The sequence below is a fragment of the Pseudomonas sp. EA_65y_Pfl1_P113 genome (assembly GCF_963970525.1).
Lineage (GTDB): Bacteria > Pseudomonadota > Gammaproteobacteria > Pseudomonadales > Pseudomonadaceae > Aquipseudomonas > Aquipseudomonas tritici.
The window spans coordinates 36,078-54,464 of sequence record NZ_CAXAQM010000019.1 but is presented as its reverse complement, the minus strand read 5'-3'; the positions used below and the strand labels follow the sequence as shown (position 1 = coordinate 54,464).

The 18,387-nt window shown below is 61.3% G+C and carries 18 protein-coding genes; 7 read left to right on the top strand and 11 right to left on the bottom strand.

Features of this window, described 5'->3' with window-relative positions; genetic code table 11:
• Positions 1–278: 278 nt before the first annotated feature.
• The 8 genes from AACY52_RS18045 to AACY52_RS18010 form a co-directional block, all read right to left on the bottom strand.
• Positions 279–1,454, bottom strand: a complete 1,176-nt coding sequence (locus tag AACY52_RS18045; RefSeq protein WP_339417779.1) for an extracellular solute-binding protein — start codon at positions 1,452–1,454, stop codon at positions 279–281.
• Positions 1,451–2,425: a GTP-binding protein gene (locus AACY52_RS18040; protein WP_339455538.1), complete on the bottom strand. Its 975-nt coding sequence runs from the start codon at positions 2,423–2,425 to the stop codon at positions 1,451–1,453. The genes AACY52_RS18045 and AACY52_RS18040 overlap by 4 nt, the downstream gene beginning before the upstream one ends.
• Complete coding sequence (locus AACY52_RS18035) at positions 2,422–2,721, bottom strand: hypothetical protein (RefSeq protein WP_339417776.1); 300 nt, start codon at positions 2,719–2,721, stop codon at positions 2,422–2,424. The genes AACY52_RS18040 and AACY52_RS18035 overlap by 4 nt, the downstream gene beginning before the upstream one ends.
• A 13-nt stretch (positions 2,722–2,734) precedes the next feature.
• A complete protein-coding gene (locus AACY52_RS18030) occupies positions 2,735–3,484 on the bottom strand; it encodes an SDR family NAD(P)-dependent oxidoreductase (protein ID WP_339417775.1) in 750 nt (249 codons plus the stop codon).
• A 75-nt stretch (positions 3,485–3,559) separates the two neighbouring features.
• Positions 3,560–4,321 (bottom strand): SDR family NAD(P)-dependent oxidoreductase, encoded by a 762-nt coding sequence (locus tag AACY52_RS18025; protein ID WP_339435852.1) that lies wholly within the window; start codon positions 4,319–4,321, stop codon positions 3,560–3,562.
• Between the two features lie 10 nt (positions 4,322–4,331).
• Positions 4,332–5,672, bottom strand: a complete 1,341-nt coding sequence (locus AACY52_RS18020; RefSeq protein WP_339417772.1) for an MFS transporter — start codon at positions 5,670–5,672, stop codon at positions 4,332–4,334.
• A 33-nt stretch (positions 5,673–5,705) separates the two neighbouring features.
• Positions 5,706–6,584 (bottom strand): polysaccharide deacetylase, encoded by an 879-nt coding sequence (locus AACY52_RS18015; RefSeq protein ID WP_003234086.1) that lies wholly within the window; start codon positions 6,582–6,584, stop codon positions 5,706–5,708.
• Between the two features lie 11 nt (positions 6,585–6,595).
• The gene (locus tag AACY52_RS18010; protein ID WP_339560655.1) at positions 6,596–7,918 is read right to left on the bottom strand and encodes an amidase; all 1,323 of its coding nucleotides are present in this window, start codon (positions 7,916–7,918) and stop codon (positions 6,596–6,598) included.
• A 337-nt stretch (positions 7,919–8,255) separates the two neighbouring features.
• Here AACY52_RS18010 and AACY52_RS18005 point away from each other — a divergent pair, with 337 nt between their 5' ends.
• The 7 genes from AACY52_RS18005 (at position 8,256) to cmoB (ending at position 15,463) form a co-directional block, all read left to right on the top strand.
• Complete coding sequence (locus AACY52_RS18005) at positions 8,256–9,245, top strand: GntR family transcriptional regulator (RefSeq protein WP_339417768.1); 990 nt, start codon at positions 8,256–8,258, stop codon at positions 9,243–9,245.
• 139 nt (positions 9,246–9,384) lie between these two features.
• On the top strand, positions 9,385–11,808 hold the full coding sequence (gene lon / locus AACY52_RS18000; protein ID WP_339435848.1) for an endopeptidase La: 2,424 nt from the start codon (positions 9,385–9,387) through the stop codon (positions 11,806–11,808).
• A 204-nt stretch (positions 11,809–12,012) separates the two neighbouring features.
• Positions 12,013–12,402 carry a protease inhibitor I42 family protein gene (locus AACY52_RS17995; protein ID WP_339437914.1) on the top strand — a complete coding sequence of 130 codons (390 nt, stop codon included), beginning with the start codon at positions 12,013–12,015 and terminating at the stop codon, positions 12,400–12,402.
• 1 nt (position 12,403) lies between these two features.
• The gene (locus AACY52_RS17990; protein ID WP_339437912.1) at positions 12,404–13,063 is read left to right on the top strand and encodes a lysoplasmalogenase; all 660 of its coding nucleotides are present in this window, start codon (positions 12,404–12,406) and stop codon (positions 13,061–13,063) included.
• 135 nt (positions 13,064–13,198) lie between these two features.
• Complete coding sequence (locus AACY52_RS17985) at positions 13,199–13,621, top strand: hypothetical protein (protein WP_339417762.1); 423 nt, start codon at positions 13,199–13,201, stop codon at positions 13,619–13,621.
• Positions 13,622–13,766: 145 nt separating this feature from the next.
• Complete coding sequence (cmoA, locus tag AACY52_RS17980; RefSeq protein ID WP_339417761.1) at positions 13,767–14,510, top strand: carboxy-S-adenosyl-L-methionine synthase CmoA; 744 nt, start codon at positions 13,767–13,769, stop codon at positions 14,508–14,510.
• Positions 14,507–15,463, top strand: a complete 957-nt coding sequence (gene cmoB, locus AACY52_RS17975) for a tRNA 5-methoxyuridine(34)/uridine 5-oxyacetic acid(34) synthase CmoB (protein WP_339417760.1) — start codon at positions 14,507–14,509, stop codon at positions 15,461–15,463. The genes cmoA and cmoB overlap by 4 nt, the downstream gene beginning before the upstream one ends.
• A gap of 139 nt (positions 15,464–15,602) precedes the next feature.
• On the opposite strand, the gene tadA is transcribed toward cmoB, so the two are convergent.
• The 3 genes from tadA to pdxJ form a co-directional block, all read right to left on the bottom strand.
• The gene (gene tadA / locus AACY52_RS17970) at positions 15,603–16,100 is read right to left on the bottom strand and encodes a tRNA adenosine(34) deaminase TadA (RefSeq protein ID WP_339417759.1); all 498 of its coding nucleotides are present in this window, start codon (positions 16,098–16,100) and stop codon (positions 15,603–15,605) included.
• Positions 16,100–17,476: a multicopper oxidase family protein gene (locus AACY52_RS17965; protein WP_339417758.1), complete on the bottom strand. Its 1,377-nt coding sequence runs from the start codon at positions 17,474–17,476 to the stop codon at positions 16,100–16,102. Before AACY52_RS17965 ends, tadA begins: the two co-directional genes overlap by 1 nt.
• A 152-nt stretch (positions 17,477–17,628) precedes the next feature.
• Positions 17,629–18,372, bottom strand: coding sequence for a pyridoxine 5'-phosphate synthase (pdxJ, locus tag AACY52_RS17960; protein ID WP_339560654.1), 744 nt, complete (start codon positions 18,370–18,372; stop codon positions 17,629–17,631).
• Positions 18,373–18,387: the final 15 nt, after the last annotated feature.

Here is an 18,387-nt window from a genome sequence, read left to right as displayed (position 1 = left end):
TCTGCCACCGCGTCCCTTTGTCATGTGCATTCCCTGCGACAGCTAACCTGGCGTCAAAAAGATATCCATTTTTATTGAATATTAGGATTCAGGAGATTAGCTGGGACTTGGGGTACGTGCACCCAATAAAAGCTAGGATTTTGGTGGCATTTTATTGGCGACAGAGGGTTGACCAGGGGATGCACCGATCCAGAGCGCGTGATATATGCCTGATACGGGAGATCGAATGTGAGAGCGAGATCGACGTTAGGCCGGTCGGTTCAAACGGGTGAGCCCGGTCAAACAGCCCGAGCCCGCATGAAATCGCCCCATCGGCGCACGAGATAATTGTGTTCGTCCATCACCGAATTCCATACCGCAATATGCCCCATGCGCGCCTCATAAGCCCCTCCATCGCGCACTTCTCCGATCTCGATCAACGGCAACCCATCACTGCCCAGCAATTGCTCGCGTGCGGGCTTTCCAGCGTACCAATAATCCCATTCCGCACTGCTCAAGTGATCACGCGCGCGCGCCGGGTTACCGATGTAGTAACCCTGACGCGCCATTACCGCCCCCGGCCAACCGGACAACCACCAATTCAGATACGCATAGGCGGCATCCAGCACCGGCCCCTTGGCATGCTGCGACAATGACAAACCACCAAACCAGGCGCGATAACCTTCGCGCGGCACCGCCAGGCGGTATTTCACTCCGGCACGATGCAGGCGCATCAGGGTCGGCGACCACAGGCTCTGGATGTCGATGCTCGGGCTGAGCATCAGTTGCGCGGCCTCTTCGTCGTCCGACCAGAAGGCCGCGAAATGCCCCTCCTTCTGTTTACGCACGAGGATATCGGCGAGTACATCGATCTCTTCGATGCTCATATTGCCGATGTCCTTGAACTGCGCCAGCCCCGCGCCCTGCACCGCCAGCGCAGCATCCAGGGCGCCGATGGCGGCGTCGCTTTGCAAGGCGGTGCGCGCACGCCACGCGGGGTTGAGCAGCCAGCCCCAGCTTTCGTTGCCGTGGCAAAAACCTTCGGGCAAGCGCTCTGGGCGGTAGGCGAAACTGTCGGCGTTGTGGGTCAGGGGCAACATGCTGATGCGCTCGGTGACCGTGCTGCCGAGGCTGCCGTCGTGCTGCACGAACAGCCGCTCGCTGGGCACGCTGCCGCTGCCCAGGCGGTCATCGGGCGACAGGCGCCCGCGCTTGGGCAGGTCATTGATCTCGTGCCACAGCGCGATGCGTCGGGTGTCGATAGGCTGGATCGCCCGGGCCGGCCACACGAAGTCGACGTTGTGGAACCACTGGTCATACAGGTCGTAGCTGTCGGGTTGCATCACCGCGATGCGTTGCGCCTGTTCGACGTCGTGCACTTGGTAGACAAGGCGAATGCCCAGCTCCTCTTCGGCGCGTACGCGCAGGCATTCAAGCAGGGTGACCGACGTGCCGAGAACGCGGAGTGTGATCATGCAGCGAGCCGCCGCGAGAACGCTTCAAACGAACGCTTTAGCAGCGCAGGCTCGAGGCCACGCAGGATAAACACCAGGCGTGATTGGCGGTCGCTGCCCGGCCATGCAGGCAAATGCACCGGCGCATGCAGGCAATGCTGCACGCCATGAATGACGATAGGGGCGTTACTGGCGTTCACGTTGAGCAGCCCTTTGACGCGGAGAATTCGTTCGCCGTGGCATCTTAACAGCATCGACAACCATACCCCGAAACCCACCCAATCAAGAGGCTGGTCGAAGGTCAGGCTGCAGACTTGCGCGGCGCCGTGGGTGGCCGTGGTGGTGTGATGCAGCTGCCAGCGGCTGACTTCCATGGCGGGCTCGGCACTGCGCAGGCCTTCGCCCAGCAGCAGTTGGTCGCCGCTATGGATGTCGTGGGTATCGAGGATCGGCGTGCCGGTATTGAGCGCTTGCAGATGTGCGCGCAGCGCAGCGCAGTCATCCGCCAGATCAGTCTTGCTCAGCAGCAAACGATCCGCCGCCGCCACCTGGGCCAGCCATTCCGGGTGCAGGCGTTCTTGCAGGATGGCATGGCTGGCGTCCACCAGGGTGATCACCAAGCCAATATGAAAACGCCCGCGCAGTTGCACGTCGTTGTTCAAGGTGGCCAGGATTGGCGCCGGGTCGGCCAGGCCGGTGGTTTCGAGGATTACCCGTTTGAAGGCGGGGATTTCACCACGCTCGCGGCGTTGCAGCAGGCCGAGCAGCGCGTCTTTCAACTCGCCACGGATCGAGCAACACACGCAGCCGCTGGGCAGCAGCACCGTGTCCGGCGCCACCTCTTCCACCAGCAGATGGTCGATGCCGACATCACCGAATTCGTTGATCAGCAACGCGGTGTCGCCCAGGCTTTCACCCTGCAGCAGACGCTTGAGCAAGGTGGTTTTACCACTGCCGAGAAAGCCGGTGATGACGTTGAGGGCGATGCTCATGGGGCTGACTCCAAGTGGTCCAACAAACGCGGATCGAGGGGATCCAGCGGCCGGCCGAGCATGTTTTCGGCGGCTTGCCACAGCTGATCCAGACCGCTGGCCAGCGCCTGCTTGCCAGTGGCGCCGAGCAGCAGATACGACGCGCCCTGGAAGTCTTCGACCTTGAGCCGGAACACCGCCAGCACCTGGTTGATCGCCGCGATCCGGCGCAGGCGTTCACGGCGCCGGGGTAACTCATCGCCCAGGGGATCGCTCCAGTGCAGGTCTTCGCCAAGCAGTCCGCAGAGTCCGCACATGGCTACACCTCATTCATGGCATGACATCGCCGGAGTTCGGGCCCAGTGTCTGGCCAACGAACAAGTTGCCGCCGGGCTCGCTGGCCAGCAGCACCGCCACCGGCGCCACTTCATCGGCCAGGCCGAAACGGCCCAGCGGCAACTCCTTGGCCTTGGCGCGCTTCCATTGCTCACTGATACCGCCCACCAACGGCGTTTCAATCGGGCCCGGTGCGATGGCGTTGACCAGCACGTTGTCCTTGGCCACTTCCAGCGCCAGGGACTTGGTAAAGCCGATCACCCCAGCCTTGGCGGCGGCGTAGTGAGTCAGTTCGGCGCCGCCCTTGATGCCCAGTTGCGAGGCGACGTTGATGATCCGGCCCCAACGCTGCTCGAGCATGTACGGCAAGGCGCGCTGGCTGGCGATGAACACACTGGTGAGGTCGACGCGCAGCATGTCGTTCCACATGTCGATGGTCAGGTCGACACAGCGCGCCTGGGTGAGCATGCCGGCATTGTTGACCAGGATATCGATACCGCCGAACTGTTCGACGCAACGGTCGACACTGGCCTGGCCGCCTCCGACGGTGCCGACGTCGGCCAGGCATTCGAACACCTCGGCGCCAAGGTTGCGGCAGGTGATCGCGGTTTCGGCGAGGCTGGCGGCGTTGCGGTCGGCCAGCACCAGGCGCGCGCCTTCGGCGGCGTAAGCGCGGGCGATGGCGGCGCCGATGCCGCTGCCGGCACCGGTGATGACGGCGCGGCGGTTAGTCAGTTGGGGCATGTCAAATCTCCTAAAGCAAACACAGATCCAATGTGGGAGCGGGCTTGCTCGCTCCCACATTTAGATCCAGCACATTCAGTCAGGCCAGCGTACGGTCAGGCCGCCGTCGATGACGATGCTCTGCCCGGTCAGGTAGCTCGACGCTTCACTGGTCAAAAACTGCACCAACGACGCCACTTCATCCGCCCGCCCTACCCGCCCCAGCGGAATCGCGCGCGCCGCCTTGGCCAAACCTTCCGGTCCCAGCGAGTTCTTTGCATCCAGCGACTGCGGCGTTTCAATCAACCCTGGAATCACCGCATTACAACGAATGCCCAGCGGCGCCAATTCCACCGCCAACGACCGGCACAACCCCGGCACACCGGCCTTGGCCGCCGCGTAATGGCTGTGTTCCTGCCAGCCATACACGCCACCGGCAATCGACGAAATCGCGACCAGCGCGCCGCCTTCGTGCATATGCCGGGTCGCCGCGCGGAAAGTGCGCATCACCCCTGTGAGGTCGACATTGAGCATCTCGTTCCACAACGCATCGGTCATCTCGAGCAACGGCGCGCGGCGCAACAGGCCCGCATTGGCCACCGCATAATCCAGCCGCCCGAAATGCTGTATGGCTTGCGCGGCCAGTGCGTCGACTGAGGCGGTATCGCCCACGTCCAACGGCAGCATGAGGCATTCGCCGCCGGCTTGTTGCACCAGGCTAACGGTGGTCTGCGGGTCATGCGGATCAGCCGGGTAGTACCCGCCCACTACCGCCACACCCTGGCGGGCATAGGCCACGGCGAGGGCTTGGCCGATGCCGCTGGCGGCACCGGTAATCAAGGCAACTTTACGGCTCATCACTCACTCCTTACTGAACGGTTTCCGGGCGCACATGGCGCGCGGCAAACATCAGGACGCCTGACAGGAAGCACGGCAATGCGCCAAACCACAGCGCGGCGGTCTGCCAGTCGCTGCCGGCGGACAACACCTGGGTCGCACCAAAACCTGCGACCACTGCCCCGATCGGGCCCATGGCATGGATGATCGCGCCGCCGGTGGCGCGGATGCTGGTAGGGAAACTCTCGCTGATAAAGAACAGCGCCGCCGAGTACGGCCCGATCAGGAAGAACAGGCCCAGGCTGTACAGCCCGACCACCATCGGCATATTGCTCGGACCAAACAGCATCCCGGCGAACGCCAGCCCGCCAAGCATCCAGCCCAGGCCGATCACGTTGCGACGGCCGATCTTGTCGCCCATCCAGCCGTGGCTGAGGTAGCCGCAATAGCCCACCAGGTTCGACAGCACAAGGATGATCAGCGAGTTCTCGAACGAGATGTGGTGCACGCTGACGATCACCGATGTCCCGAGCACGCTGAACACTTGGATAGCTGCCCAGTTAAGCAACAGCGCAGCGCCGATCACCAGGGTGGCGCGCCGCGCCGGACCACGGAAGGCGGCCTTGAGACCGGCCTTGCTGTGTTCGTCATAGTCCACGCCGTAGGTCACGGCGACATTTTGTGCTTCAGTCACCGCGCCGCTTTTACGCAGCCGGCTGATGCGTTCATGGATCTGGAACTGCGGACTCTCCTTGAGCTTGCGCGCCATGATCGCTATCACCACCGCTGGGATCGCGGCAAAGATGAAGCAGCCCTGCCAGCCAATGATCGGCAACAGCAACGCGGTCAACCCAGCGGCGATCAACGCACCGACCGGCCAGCCGCCCTGCACCAGGCTGTAGATAAAGCCGCGACGTTTGGTCAACTGCGGGTCTTGCGAGGCGCCATACAGCTCGCTCAGATAAGTCGCGTTGACGGTTTCCTCGGCATAGCCCAGCCCGCCCAGCGACCGGATCAGAATCAGCGGCGACTTGCCCCACGCGCCGCCGATTGCAGTCAGTGCCGAGCAGAGCGCGGAACCCGCCACGGTGAAAATAATACCTTTGCGCCGCCCCAACTTATCGACGACGGGGCCGATGGCAAAGGCGACCACCGCCGTGCCCACCGCCACCCACGTCGCGATTTCAGCTTGCTCCACTTCACCCCAGCCAAAATGCCGGCCAATCTCCGGCAGCAAAGTGCCGAACAGGATGAAGTCATACACCGCGAACACCCAGGCGAAAAACGCGATCCAGGTGGCGAAACGTACTTCCTTGGACGTCAGTTGCCGGGGTTTCCAGCCAGTCAGGTCAAGCTTGTTATAGATGGACATAATCGCGCCTCAGGGGGTGAGCAAGGGTGGGTGTCAGGTACGCGGTTGGCGGCGGATAAAGTCGTCGGCGATTTCGTCAAAGGTGACGAAGCGCACGCCGGCATGGCTCTGGATGTGTTCGATCAGCCGCTCAAGCATCAACAACACTTGCGGGCGGCCGGAGACATCGGGATGGATGGTCATGGTGAACACGGCGTGTTCGTGTTCGCGGTAAACCCAGTCGAACTGGTCGCGCCACATTTCTTCGAGGTGACGCGGGTTGACGAAGCCGTGGCTGTTGGGGGCCTTTTTGATGAACATCATCGGCGGCAGGTCGTCCAGGTACCAGTTGGCCGGGATCTCCACCAGGTCGGTTTCTTCACCGCGTACCAAGGGTTTCATCCAGGTGTCGGGGTGCTGGCTGTAGTCGATCTTGGTCCAGCTGTCGCCCTTGCGCACGTAGTAGGGATGGAAGTCGTTGTGCATCAGGCTGTGGTCGTACTTGATGCCTTTTTTCAGCAGCAGTTCGTTGGTGACTTTGCTGAATTCCCACCATGGCGCAACGTAGCCCGTCGGGCGTTTGCCAGTCACTTGGGTGATCAGCTCGATGGATTTATCGAGGACGATTTCCTCCTGCTCCGCGGTCATCGCGATGGGGTTTTCGTGGCTGTAGCCGTGCACGCCGATTTCGTGACCGGCGTCGGCCACCGCCTTCATCTGCTCGGGGAAGGTTTCCATCGAGTGGCCGGGAATGAACCAGGTGGTGCGCAGGCCGTAGCGTTCGAACAATTTGAGCAGGCGCGGCGCACCGATCTCACCGGCAAACAAGCCGCGGGAAATGTCGTCCGGCGAGTCTTCACCGCCATAGGAACCGAGCCAACCGGCGACGGCGTCAACGTCGACGCCAAATGCACAGAGAATGTCTTTAGCCATGATGAATCTCCTTAAACGTTAAGTACGGTTTCGACGGACAACGCCGCGCGCAGCAGGCGTGCGTCTTCTCCCGCCGGTGCGCTGAGCAGCAGCCCGGTGGGCAGGCCCTGGGCATCGCAGCCGCTGGGCAGGGTCACGCCGGGCATGTCGAGCAAACTGCCGGGCATGGTCAGGCGCAGGGTGGCAAGGTTGGTTTTCACGAACAGGTCGTCGTCGGCTTCCAGCGGTGCCAATGCGGGCGCCACGTGGGCAACGGTTGGGGTGATGAGAATGGCGCCGTCGAGGTCATCGATCAGTTGCTGTTGCAGGCGGCTGCGCGCGTCGGTCAGGTGGATCAGTTGGCTGGCTGGCAGCGAACGTGCGGCTTCGAGGCGGCGGCGTACGCGAGGGTCGAGTTGTTCGGCGTCGCGGCTGTCGAGCAACCCTTGGTGCAGGGCGAAGGCTTCGAACGAGCCGAGCCAGCCGTGGTGGTTGACCAGGTCCAGGGTGGCCTGGAAGGTCGGGCATTCGCGCTCTTCGATCAGCGCACCTTGGGCCTTGAGTTGCTCGACTGCACGCAGCAGGTTGTTGCGCACAGCAGGCTCGACATCCTGTTGCGCCAATACGAAGCGTTGGCCCTTGAGGCTGCGGGCGTGGTGGGTTTGGGTGCGCCCATGCAGCAAATCGTCGATGGCCAAGGCGTCGCGCACACTGCGGGTCAGCGGGCCGAGGCTGTCGAGTGTATGGGCAAGGGGGAATACGCCATCGCGGCTGTAGCGTCGGCTGCTGCTGCGATAACCGACCAGGCCGTTGAACGCCGACGGGATGCGGATCGACCCGGCGGTGTCGGTGCCCATGGCGATGGGAACGATCCCGGCCGCAACGGCCACTGCAGAACCGGACGACGAACCGCCTGGGATGCGTGGTTGGTCAGTGCCATGGGGGTTGTGCGGCGTGCCGAAATGCGGGTTCAGACCCAAGCCTGAGTAGGCCAATTCGCTGAGGTTGGTCTTGCCCACACTGACCATCCCGGCGCGACACAACAGGCCCACGGTCGGCGCGTCGAGCAAAGCGGCAGGCGCATTGCGGCGATAGGCGGCGCCAGCAGTGGTGGTGCTGCCGGCCACATCGAACAGGTCTTTCCAGGCCAACGGCACGCCATCGAACACGCTCAAGGGCTGGCCGGCGCGCCAACGGGCAGCGGCGGCTTCGGCTTCACGGCGGGCACGCTCGGTGGTCAGGCTGATAAATACCGACGGCACCTGGCTTGCCTTTTCGAGTGCCTGTTCGAGGGCTTGCACCGGATCGCTGCGACCGCAGGCAAAATCCTCGGCCATTGAAGTGGCGTCTAACATCAAGATGACCCTCAAAAAACGTACATATTAATAAAATGTACATTTTACAAAGGCAGCTTTCGTGCCAGTCTCTTGTGAGGTGGTTTTGCGCTGTCAGGTTTTTTCGCTGAGAGCAACGGGATAGATGGTTTTGATGGGCAGGAAAAAACCGTGACTGAGGGAGGTGCAATGCCGCCAACGAAATAATGTATCTTTTATTAATAAGTACATTTTGGTGCAGAAAGGTAACATTCCCAGTTTTCGGGCCCCAAAAAAGTGCCATCGACGTGGCCCAGAGTGACAGGTGCAACTTATGAGAGAATCCCCGGCCACCGTCCTCCCCCCTTTAGAGAAATCGATGAAAGCAGTGTCCGCCTCGGCCTCTCGTTACGCGATGATTCACCAAGTGTTGCGTGACGCGATCGTCAACGGCACCGCTCGCCACGGCCTGGTTTTGCTGGAAGCGCCGTTGGCCGAACTGTTCGGTACCAGCCGTGTACCGGTGCGCAAGGCCCTGGACCTGCTGCACGCCGAAGGCCTGATCTGCCGCTTCAATGGCCGGGGTTACCTGATCAACCCCGAAAGCCTGGCGATGGAGCCGCTACGCCTGCCCTTGAGCCATACACATTTGGGCCTTGATGGTAAGGATGAGCTGGTGGATACGCGGCCGTTGGGTGAACGTATCGTCGAGGAAATCGGCGCGGCGCTGTCCACCTGCATTGCCTTCGGCCATTACCGCCTGGATGAGCAAGCCGCCGCCGACCACTATGGCGTCAGCCGTGCAGTGGTGCGTGAAGCACTGATGCGCCTGCGAGATCGCGGCCTGGTGGAAAAGGAACCCTATTCCCAATGGTTGGCGGGGCCTTTGACGGCGCGGGAAGTTACCGAAGACTACGAACTGCGCGCCTGCCTGGAACCCGAAGCCTTGCGCCAGAGCGCACCGCACCTTGATCGCCAGCTGCTTGAAGCCATGTTGCAACGCGTACTGGCTGCCCAGGACAGCCCTCACTGCAGCCTTGAGGCCATCGAACAGATCGAGGAAGACTTGCACCAGCACTGCTTGGCCGGCTTGCAGAATCGCAAGATCGCTGCACTGATCCGCCAGGGCCAGAGCCCAATGATCATCAGCCGGATTTTTTATCGGTTGCTGGGGATCGGCGCCGATCCGGCGATGTTGGCCGAACATCGGTTGATTCTTGAGCTCTTGTTGCATGGCGCGGTGGATGCGGCGGCGCTGAATCTGCGTGAGCATCTTCAGCGAGCACGCCAGCGCATGTTGCAACGGCTGAAAGTGCTCTCAGTCCTGCCAGAACAACCCCTGCCCGCCTACCTGCACAAAATCAGCTGACCGCACACAGTTGCGAATAGAGGTGGGAGCGGCGGCGCTGTCGAGAATTTCATGCAATATGTTGCGATCTCGCCGCTGCCATTGAAACCACTGCCCCCCCGCCCCATCTAAGCACCATACTTCCTGATGCAGGTGCCCCATGAGCGACCAGCAAGAATTCCCTGATTACGACCTCAACGACTACGCAGATCCCGAAAACGCCGAGCACGAAGCGTCCTCCAACACCGGCCTGGCCCTACCCGGGCAAAACCTGCCGGACAAGGTCTACATCATCCCGATCCACAACCGGCCCTTCTTCCCGGCGCAAGTGCTGCCGGTGATCGTCAATGAAGAGCCGTGGGCCGAGACCCTGGAACTGGTGAGCAAATCCGACCACCACTCCCTGGCCCTGTTCTTCATGGACACCCCGCCGGACGACCCCCGCCACTTCGATACCTCCAGCCTGCCGCTGTACGGCACGCTGGTGAAGGTGCACCACGCCAGCCGCGAAAACGGCAAGCTGCAATTCGTGGCCCAGGGCCTGACCCGCGTGCGCATCAAGACCTGGCTCAAGCACCACCGCCCACCGTACCTGGTGGAAGTCGAATACCCGCACCAGCCCTCGGAGCCGACCGACGAGGTCAAGGCCTACGGCATGGCGCTGATCAATGCGATCAAGGAACTGCTACCGCTCAACCCGCTGTACAGCGAAGAGCTGAAGAACTACCTCAACCGCTTCAGCCCCAACGACCCGTCGCCGCTCACCGACTTCGCCGCCGCGTTGACCTCGGCCACCGGTAACGAATTGCAGGAAGTGCTGGACTGCGTGCCCATGCTTAAGCGCATGGAAAAAGTGCTGCCGATGCTGCGCAAAGAAGTCGAAGTTGCGCGCCTGCAAAAAGAACTCTCCGCTGAAGTGAACCGCAAGATCGGCGAGCATCAGCGCGAGTTCTTCCTCAAGGAACAGCTCAAGGTCATCCAGCAGGAGCTGGGCTTGACCAAGGACGACCGCAGTGCGGATGTCGAGCAATTCGAGCAACGCCTGGAAAGCAAAGTACTGCCGGCCCAGGCGAAAAAACGCATCGATGAAGAACTGAACAAACTGTCGATCCTCGAAACCGGCTCGCCGGAATACGCGGTGACGCGCAACTACCTGGACTGGGCCACCTCGGTGCCGTGGGGTGTGTTTGGCGAGGATAAACTCGACCTGAAACATGCGCGCAAGGTGCTGGACAAGCACCACGCAGGCCTGGACGACATTAAGAGTCGCATCCTCGAATTCCTCGCGGTGGGTGCCTATAAAGGCGAAGTCGCCGGTTCCATTGTGCTGCTGGTCGGCCCGCCGGGCGTGGGCAAGACCAGCGTCGGTAAATCCATCGCCGAGTCGCTGGGACGGCCCTTCTACCGCTTCAGCGTCGGCGGCATGCGCGACGAGGCCGAGATCAAGGGCCATCGCCGCACCTACATCGGCGCCATGCCCGGCAAGCTGGTGCAGGCGCTCAAAGATGTGGAAGTGATGAACCCGGTGATCATGCTCGACGAGATCGACAAGATGGGCCAGAGCTTCCAGGGCGACCCGGCGTCGGCACTGCTGGAAACCCTCGACCCCGAGCAAAACGTCGAATTCCTCGACCACTACCTGGACCTGCGCCTGGACCTGTCCAAAGTGCTGTTCGTGTGCACCGCCAATACCCTGGACTCCATCCCAGGCCCGCTGCTGGACCGTATGGAAGTGATTCGCCTGTCGGGCTATATCACCGAAGAAAAAGTCGCGATTGCCAAGCGCCACCTGTGGCCCAAGCAGCTGGAAAAAGCCGGCGTGTCGAAAAACACCCTGACCATCAGCGACGGCGCGTTGCGCGCATTGATCGACGGCTATGCCCGCGAAGCCGGTGTGCGCCAGCTGGAAAAACAGCTGGGCAAACTGGTGCGCAAGGCCGTGGTCAAGCTGCTGGATAAGCCGGACCTGGTGATCAAGATTGGCAACAAAGACCTGGAAAGCTCACTGGGTGTACCGGTGTTCCGCAATGAGCAGGTGCTGTCCGGCACCGGTGTGATCACCGGCCTGGCGTGGACCAGCATGGGCGGCGCGACGCTGCCGATTGAGGCGACACGTATCCATACGCTCAATCGCGGCTTCAAGCTCACCGGGCAGTTGGGTGAAGTGATGAAGGAGTCCGCCGAAATTGCCTACAGCTACATCAGCTCGAACCTGAAGTCGTTTGGCGGTGATCCGAAATTTTTTGACGAAGCTTTCGTGCACCTGCACGTGCCGGAAGGCGCCACGCCCAAAGACGGCCCGAGTGCGGGGGTGACCATGGCCAGTGCGCTGTTGTCGCTGGCACGTAACCAGCCGCCGAAAAAAGGCGTGGCCATGACCGGTGAGCTGACGTTGACCGGGCATGTCCTGCCGATTGGCGGGGTGCGCGAGAAAGTGATCGCGGCGCGGCGCCAGAAGATCCATGAGCTGATCCTTCCGGAGCCGAATCGGGGCAGTTTTGAGGAGTTGCCGGAGTACCTGAAGGAAGGGATGACAGTGCACTTTGCCAAGCGGTTTGCGGATGTGGCTAAAGTGCTCTTCTGATAGTTATGTAGCGCCTTTACTGGCCTCTTCGCGAGCAAGCCCGCTCCCACATGTTGACCGAGTAAATCCTTTGGAATGCGGTCGAAATGTGAGAGCGGGCTTGCTCGCGAAAGGGCCGGCCCGGTCACCACAAAACCCCACCCAGTCACACCTCGTCCCATCTTCGGTTATGCTCGCCCTTCGTCGCCAATCAATGGAGCCCTCATGACCGCTGCTCGCCTGCTTCTCCCCTTGAGCCTTGCCCTGCTGGCAGCCTGCGCCAGTGCCCCCAAGCAAAACGTCAGCGTGGACAACCAGAGCGCCTGCCCACTTCAGCTTAAAACCGGACAAAACCTGATCCTCACCCTGCCGAGCAACCCCACCACGGGTTACCGCTGGGCCATCCAGGATTCCGCTGGCGGTGTGTTGCGCGCCTTGAGCCCGGAGGTCTACACCAGCTCGGAATCCGGCGTGGTCGGTGGCGGCGGCCAGTCGACCTGGCGGTTCCAGGCGTTCGCGACCGGCCAGGGGCGCTTGCGCCTGACGTCCCAGCAACCCTGGGAGCCGGAAGCCGAACCCGCCGAAACGTTCGACTGCGCCATCACGGTGAACTGATATGCCATGGCTGATTCTTGCGTTGATGGGCGCCGGCACTTTTATCTACGGCCTGACCCCCCATGCCACGTTGCTGTGCCTGCTGGTCAAGCCGCTGCCGGTCCTGGCGCTGCTGGGCTGGCTGCATGATGCGCCGCCCACCGAGTATCGACGCTGGATCAGCCTGGGTTTGATCTTTTCCCTGATAGGCGATGTGCTGCTCGCCTGGCCGGGCGATCTGTTTATCTTTGGGCTGGGCGCATTTCTGTTTGCGCACCTGGCCTACCTCAAAGCCTACTTCAGCGACTGCCGCCGCTTAGCCCTGTTGCCGTTGGCATTGGCCCTGGGCGTGGGCGCGATTCTGCTGAGCATCCTGATCTCCCACGGCCTTGGCGACCTGCTGATGCCGGTAGTGGTTTATGCGCTGGTGATCAGTGCGATGCTCTGGCGTGCGCTGGCACGCTTGGGCACTGACGTGCCGAAACGCTCGGCATTGCTGGCGGCAGCAGGCGCGCTGTCGTTTGTTTTTTCCGACACGCTGATCGGCATCAGTCGGTTTGTGGTGGCATTCGATGCGGCGCCGTATGTGCTGATCAGTACTTACTGGCTGGGACAGTGGGGGATCACTGCGGCTGCATTTGCCCTCAATCCACAGACTGAACACCCTACGCGCCATCATTGAAAAAACACCGCCTATTTAGATTAATAACCTCTGCAGAACTGGTATTTCTAACAGTTACGCAGATGGGTGCCTGCCTCTATCGTTCCACGACATCGCACACAATCCGGTGGGCGAGTGGTTCAAGAGGGTTCGATCATGACCAACAGTACTGCTTACGGGGAAGCAACGGGAACATTGACCGCATCCGTCAACGGTGTCGTGAGTTTCAATGCAGGCGCGGTTGACCTGACTAATGAGAATGAGCAGATAACTATCGTAGGCGTCGAGGAAAATTCACCCGGCCCCCTGCGCATCATCGAAATTGAGATGCTGTCGAATACACCGAACGGCGACTATGTTTTTCCGAGCAAGCAGATTTGTGCACTCACAGCCGGTGGAAAATCTGCTCCTGCGCACTATTTGACTCAGAGCGGTAGCGTGAACGTTGATTTCGACCGTGAAAATGGCCGCTACAGGTGCCACTTCAACTTCACTGCAAACAACCTTTTTCAGCCAAAAGACACTATTGGCGTAGTCGGTGATTGTGATATCCGCACGAATCCACTCTCCAAACAGTGACAACGCGCTCCACCGCCTCCCGGTCAACCCGAAGGGGTGGTGAAGCCAACACTGCCTGTTACATCGCGGTTTATCAGACAACTCGCGCGCACGAAGGCTAACTTGGCTAAAATGCCGGCCTTTCCCCTTCGTCGCCGGAACAACCGTGAGCAAAGAACCCGATCGCCTATTCGCCCAGCCCCTGCCCCAGGTGCCGGACTTCGCCTTTAACGAGGACGTGGTGCGGGTGTTCCCGGACATGATCAAGCGCTCGGTGCCGGGTTATCCGACCATCGTCGAGAACCTCGGCGTGCTCGCGTCGCAGTTTGCCCAGCCGGGCAGCGTGCTGTACGACCTGGGCTCTTCCCTCGGCGCAGTGACCCAGGCCCTGCGCCGCCATGTGCGCACCGACGGGTGCCGGGTGATTGCAGTGGATAACTCGGCGGCGATGGTGGAGCGCTGCCGCGAGTACCTTAATGGCCAGGACTCGATGTTCCAGGAGTTGCTGCCGGTCGAGGTTATCGAGGGCGATATACTCGCGCTGCAATTCCAACCGGCCTCAGTGGTTGCACTCAACTTCACCCTGCAATTTATCGCACCGGATGAACGCCTGCCCTTGCTCTCGCGTATCCGCCAGTCGCTGCTGCCGGGCGGTGCGCTGATCCTCTCGGAAAAGCTGCGCTTCAATGACCTTGAAGAACACGCGCTACTCACCGACCTGCATATCGCGTTCAAACGCGCCAACGGCTACAGCGAACTGGAAATCGCCCAGAAGCGCAGCGCCATCGAAAACGTCATGAAGCCCGACAGCCTCGAAGAACACCGCGAACGCCTGCTGGCGGCGGGGTTCTCGAACGTCGTGCCGTGGTTCCAGTGTCTTAACTTTGCCTCGTTGATTGCCCTGCCATGATTGATCTCTCCCCCCTTGCCCGCCACTTGGTGGGCACTCCTTTGGCCGTTTGGGCCCAGGGCCTGCAAGCGCAACTCGATAGCAAGATGGAGAAAGGTCATGGCGACCTGGAGCGTTGGCAGAGTGCGTTGGATGCCTTACCGAAAATAATGCCCAGCGAAGTCGATTTGCTGAATGACCTGACCCTGGACACTGATTGCGACGACGCTACCCGCGCGCAAATGCACACTGCGCTGATGGGCCTGAGCCCGTGGCGCAAAGGCCCGTTCCACCTATTCGGCGTGCATGTCGATACCGAATGGCGTTCGGACTGGAAGTGGTCGCGGGTCGCGCCGCACCTGGATCTGAAAGGCAAGCGCATCCTTGATGTCGGCTGCGGCAATGGCTACTACATGTGGCGCATGCTCGGCGCCGGCGCGGACAGCGTGATTGGGGTCGATCCGAACTGGTTGTTCTTCTGCCAGTTCCAGGCGGTACAGCGTTACCTGTCCGAACCCAACGCCTGGCACTTGCCGTTCCCGTTCGAAGACTTACCGTCGAATCTTGAAGGGTTCGACACGGTGTTTTCCATGGGCGTGTTCTATCACCGCCGCTCGCCGATCGAGCACTTGTTGGCGCTGAAAGACACGCTGGTCAAAGGCGGAGAACTGGTCCTGGAAACCTTGGTGGTGGAAGGCGATCAGCAGCAAGTGCTGGTGCCGGAAGACCGCTATGCGCAAATGCGTAACGTATGGTTCCTGCCGTCGGTGCCGGCGTTGATGCTGTGGCTGCGCCGTGCAGGGTTCAGCGATGTGCGCTGTGTGGATGTGAGCGTGACCACGGTTGAAGAACAGCGCGGGACCGAGTGGATGAAGTTTCAGTCGCTGAGTGATTTTCTTGATACGGAGGATCACAGCAAGACCATCGAAGGGCTGCCGGCGCCGATGCGCGCAGTGATCATCGCCAAGAAGTAACCTCCAATCTGCCTGCCAAGTGGAGATCAAAATGTGGGAGCGGGCTTGCTCGCGAATGCAGTGGGTCAGTCGGTACATGTGTGACTGATACACCGTATTCGCGAGCAAGCCCGCTCCCACATTTGCTCACCCGTAATCGTTAGAGTGTGGGCTTGGCCCGCCGGGCCTTGAAGAACTCACTCAGCACCGCCCCACACTCCTCAGCCAACACTCCCCCCTCAAACAACACCCGGTGATTCAGAAATCCCTGGGTAAAAAACTGCCCCTGGCTTTGCACAATCCCCGCCTTGGGCTCCAGCGCGCCATAGACCACCCGCGCAACACGCGAATGCACGATCAGGCCGGCGCACATGCTGCACGGCTCCAGCGTGACATACAGGGTGCTGCCGATCAGGCGGTAGTTGCTGATCGCTTGCGCGGCGGCGCGGATGGCGACCATTTCAGCATGCGCGCTGGGATCATTGCCGCTGATCGGGCAATTGAAGCCACGACCGATGATCTCGCCGTCTTGTACGAGCACTGCGCCGACGGGCACTTCGCCGAGTGCAGCGCCCTGGGCAGCAAGGGCCAGGGCTTCAAGCATGAAGTCCTGGTCGCGACTGCGGTCGATGATCGCCGGTGGGCGAAACTGGCGCATCACGCCACCTCGATGGCGGCCATCAGGCCGGTTTCCATGTGGTCGATCACATGGCAATGGAACATCCACACCCCCGGGTTATCCGCCACCAAGGCCACGCGGGCGCGTTCGTTTTTGCCCAACAAGTAGGTGTCGGTGAAGTACGGGATCACCTTGTGGCGGTTCGAGGCAATCACCTTGAAGCTCATGCCATGCAGGTGGATCGGATGCTGGTACTGGGTCATGTTCTTCAATTCGAAAATGTAGCTCTTGCCCCTTTCCAGCTTGGCAATCGGGCGGTCGGCACAGGTTTTGTCTGTGATGTCCCACGCCTTGCCGTTGATCTGCCACAGGCTTGGAGGCTTGCCATCATCGACTGAAACGCTGCCAACCCATTCGAAATTGAAGTTGAGCTTCTCGGCATTGGCCAGGTCCGGTTCGCTGATCGGGTTGGCGGGCAATGCGGGCGGCCACTCACTCGGTGCATCGGAGTTGGCCACCGAACGAAACGTACCGAGGCGCACCGGGCCGTTGCGGATCGACAGTTCTTCACCGGCAGGCGGTGCCTTGATCGCCAGGCAGATGCGCATGCCGGGGCCCAGCCAGTATTCCTTGCCCAGCGGGCGCGGCTCGATAGGGTTGCCGTCCAGCGCGTAGATCTGCGCGTCGACGTCTGGAATATTGATGCGATAGGTCAAGGTGTTGTCGAGATTGAGCAGGCGCACGCGGGTGATCTGCCCGGCGGGCAGATCGATGACCGCCTGGGACACGCCATTGATCGTCGATAAACGCCCGGCGGTGCCGCCCCGCGCCGCTTCACGGGGGATGCTGAAGGCCACGAAAGCGCCCTCTTCGTCCACGTGCCAGTTTTTCAGGCTCAGGGTGCGCTCGTGTTTGAAACCGGTAGGCTCGCGCTCTTCAATGATCAGCGGGCCGACCAGGCCACGGCCCAGTTCTTCACTGCTGTTCACATGGGGGTGATACCAGTAGCTGCCCGCGTCCGGCACGCGGAATTTATAGTCGAAGTATTCACCGGGCAGTACCGGCAATTGCGAGACGTAGGGCACGCCGTCCATTTCCAGCGGCAGGCGGATGCCATGCCAGTGGATGGTGGTGGCGACTGGCAGATGGTTGATAAAGCGCACCCGCAACCACTCACCCTGGCGCACGCGCAACTCGGTGCCCGGCGCTGAGGGGCCGAATGCCCAGGCTTCGGTCTTGTGGCCCGGTACCAACTCCACGTCCAGGGGTGCTGCGATCAGTTCGTAATCGTGCCCAGCCTCAGCCTCGGCGACTTTCCCCAGCCAGTAGCGGTAGGCGCCACCGGCCCCCACGCCCACTACGGCCAGGCCTGCAAGGCCACCCAGGATTTGTCGACGGGAAAAGGATCGGGACACAACAACCTCACGTATCTGCCGCAAGCCCAGGGCCTGCAAAGGGCAGATACGATACACCTGCAACGGCTAAACAGTAAGGCTTCGCATTGCCGCATGGCTGAATTCACTGGCGCTCACACACGTTTGATATTCAGCGTTCTTTAGGCTGTGGCTTAAGTCCTGGCGGCGACCAGGATCAGCGCTTTCATCTCGGCTACCGCGCCTTTGAAACCGACGAACAGCGCGTGCGCCACCAGTGCGTGGCCGATGTTCAGCTCATTGATGCCCTTGATCGCGGCCACGGCCTCGACGTTATGGTAGTGCAGACCGTGGCCGGCGTTGACGATCAGGCCTTCCTTGAGGCCGCAGTTCACACCGTCAATGATGCGTTGCAGTTCGTCGGCGACTTCGGTCGGTGTAGTAGCGTCGGCGTAACGGCCGGTGTGCAGCTCGATGGCCGGCGCACCGACACGGCGCGAGGCTTCGATCTGGCGCTCGTCGGCGTCGATGAACAGCGACACTTCACTGCCGATCTTCGACAAGCGCTCTACCGCAGCCTTGATCCTTGCCTCCTGGCCCGCCACGTCGAGGCCGCCTTCGGTGGTCAGTTCCTGACGGGTCTCCGGGACCAGGCAGATGTGCGCCGGGCGGATGCGCTCGGCGAACTGCATCATTTCTTCGGTGACGCCCATCTCGAAGTTCATGCGAGTTTGCAGCACGTCCTTGAGCACCAGCACGTCGCGCTCCTGGATGTGGCGGCGGTCTTCACGCAGGTGCACGGTGATGCCGTCGGCGCCCGCTTCTTCGGCGTCCAGCGCGGCCTTGACCGGGTCAGGGTAACGGGTGCCCCGGGCCTGGCGCAGGGTGGCGACGTGGTCGATGTTGACGCCAAGAAGAATGCGATTGCTGGTGGTCACGGAAGCGCTCCTGAA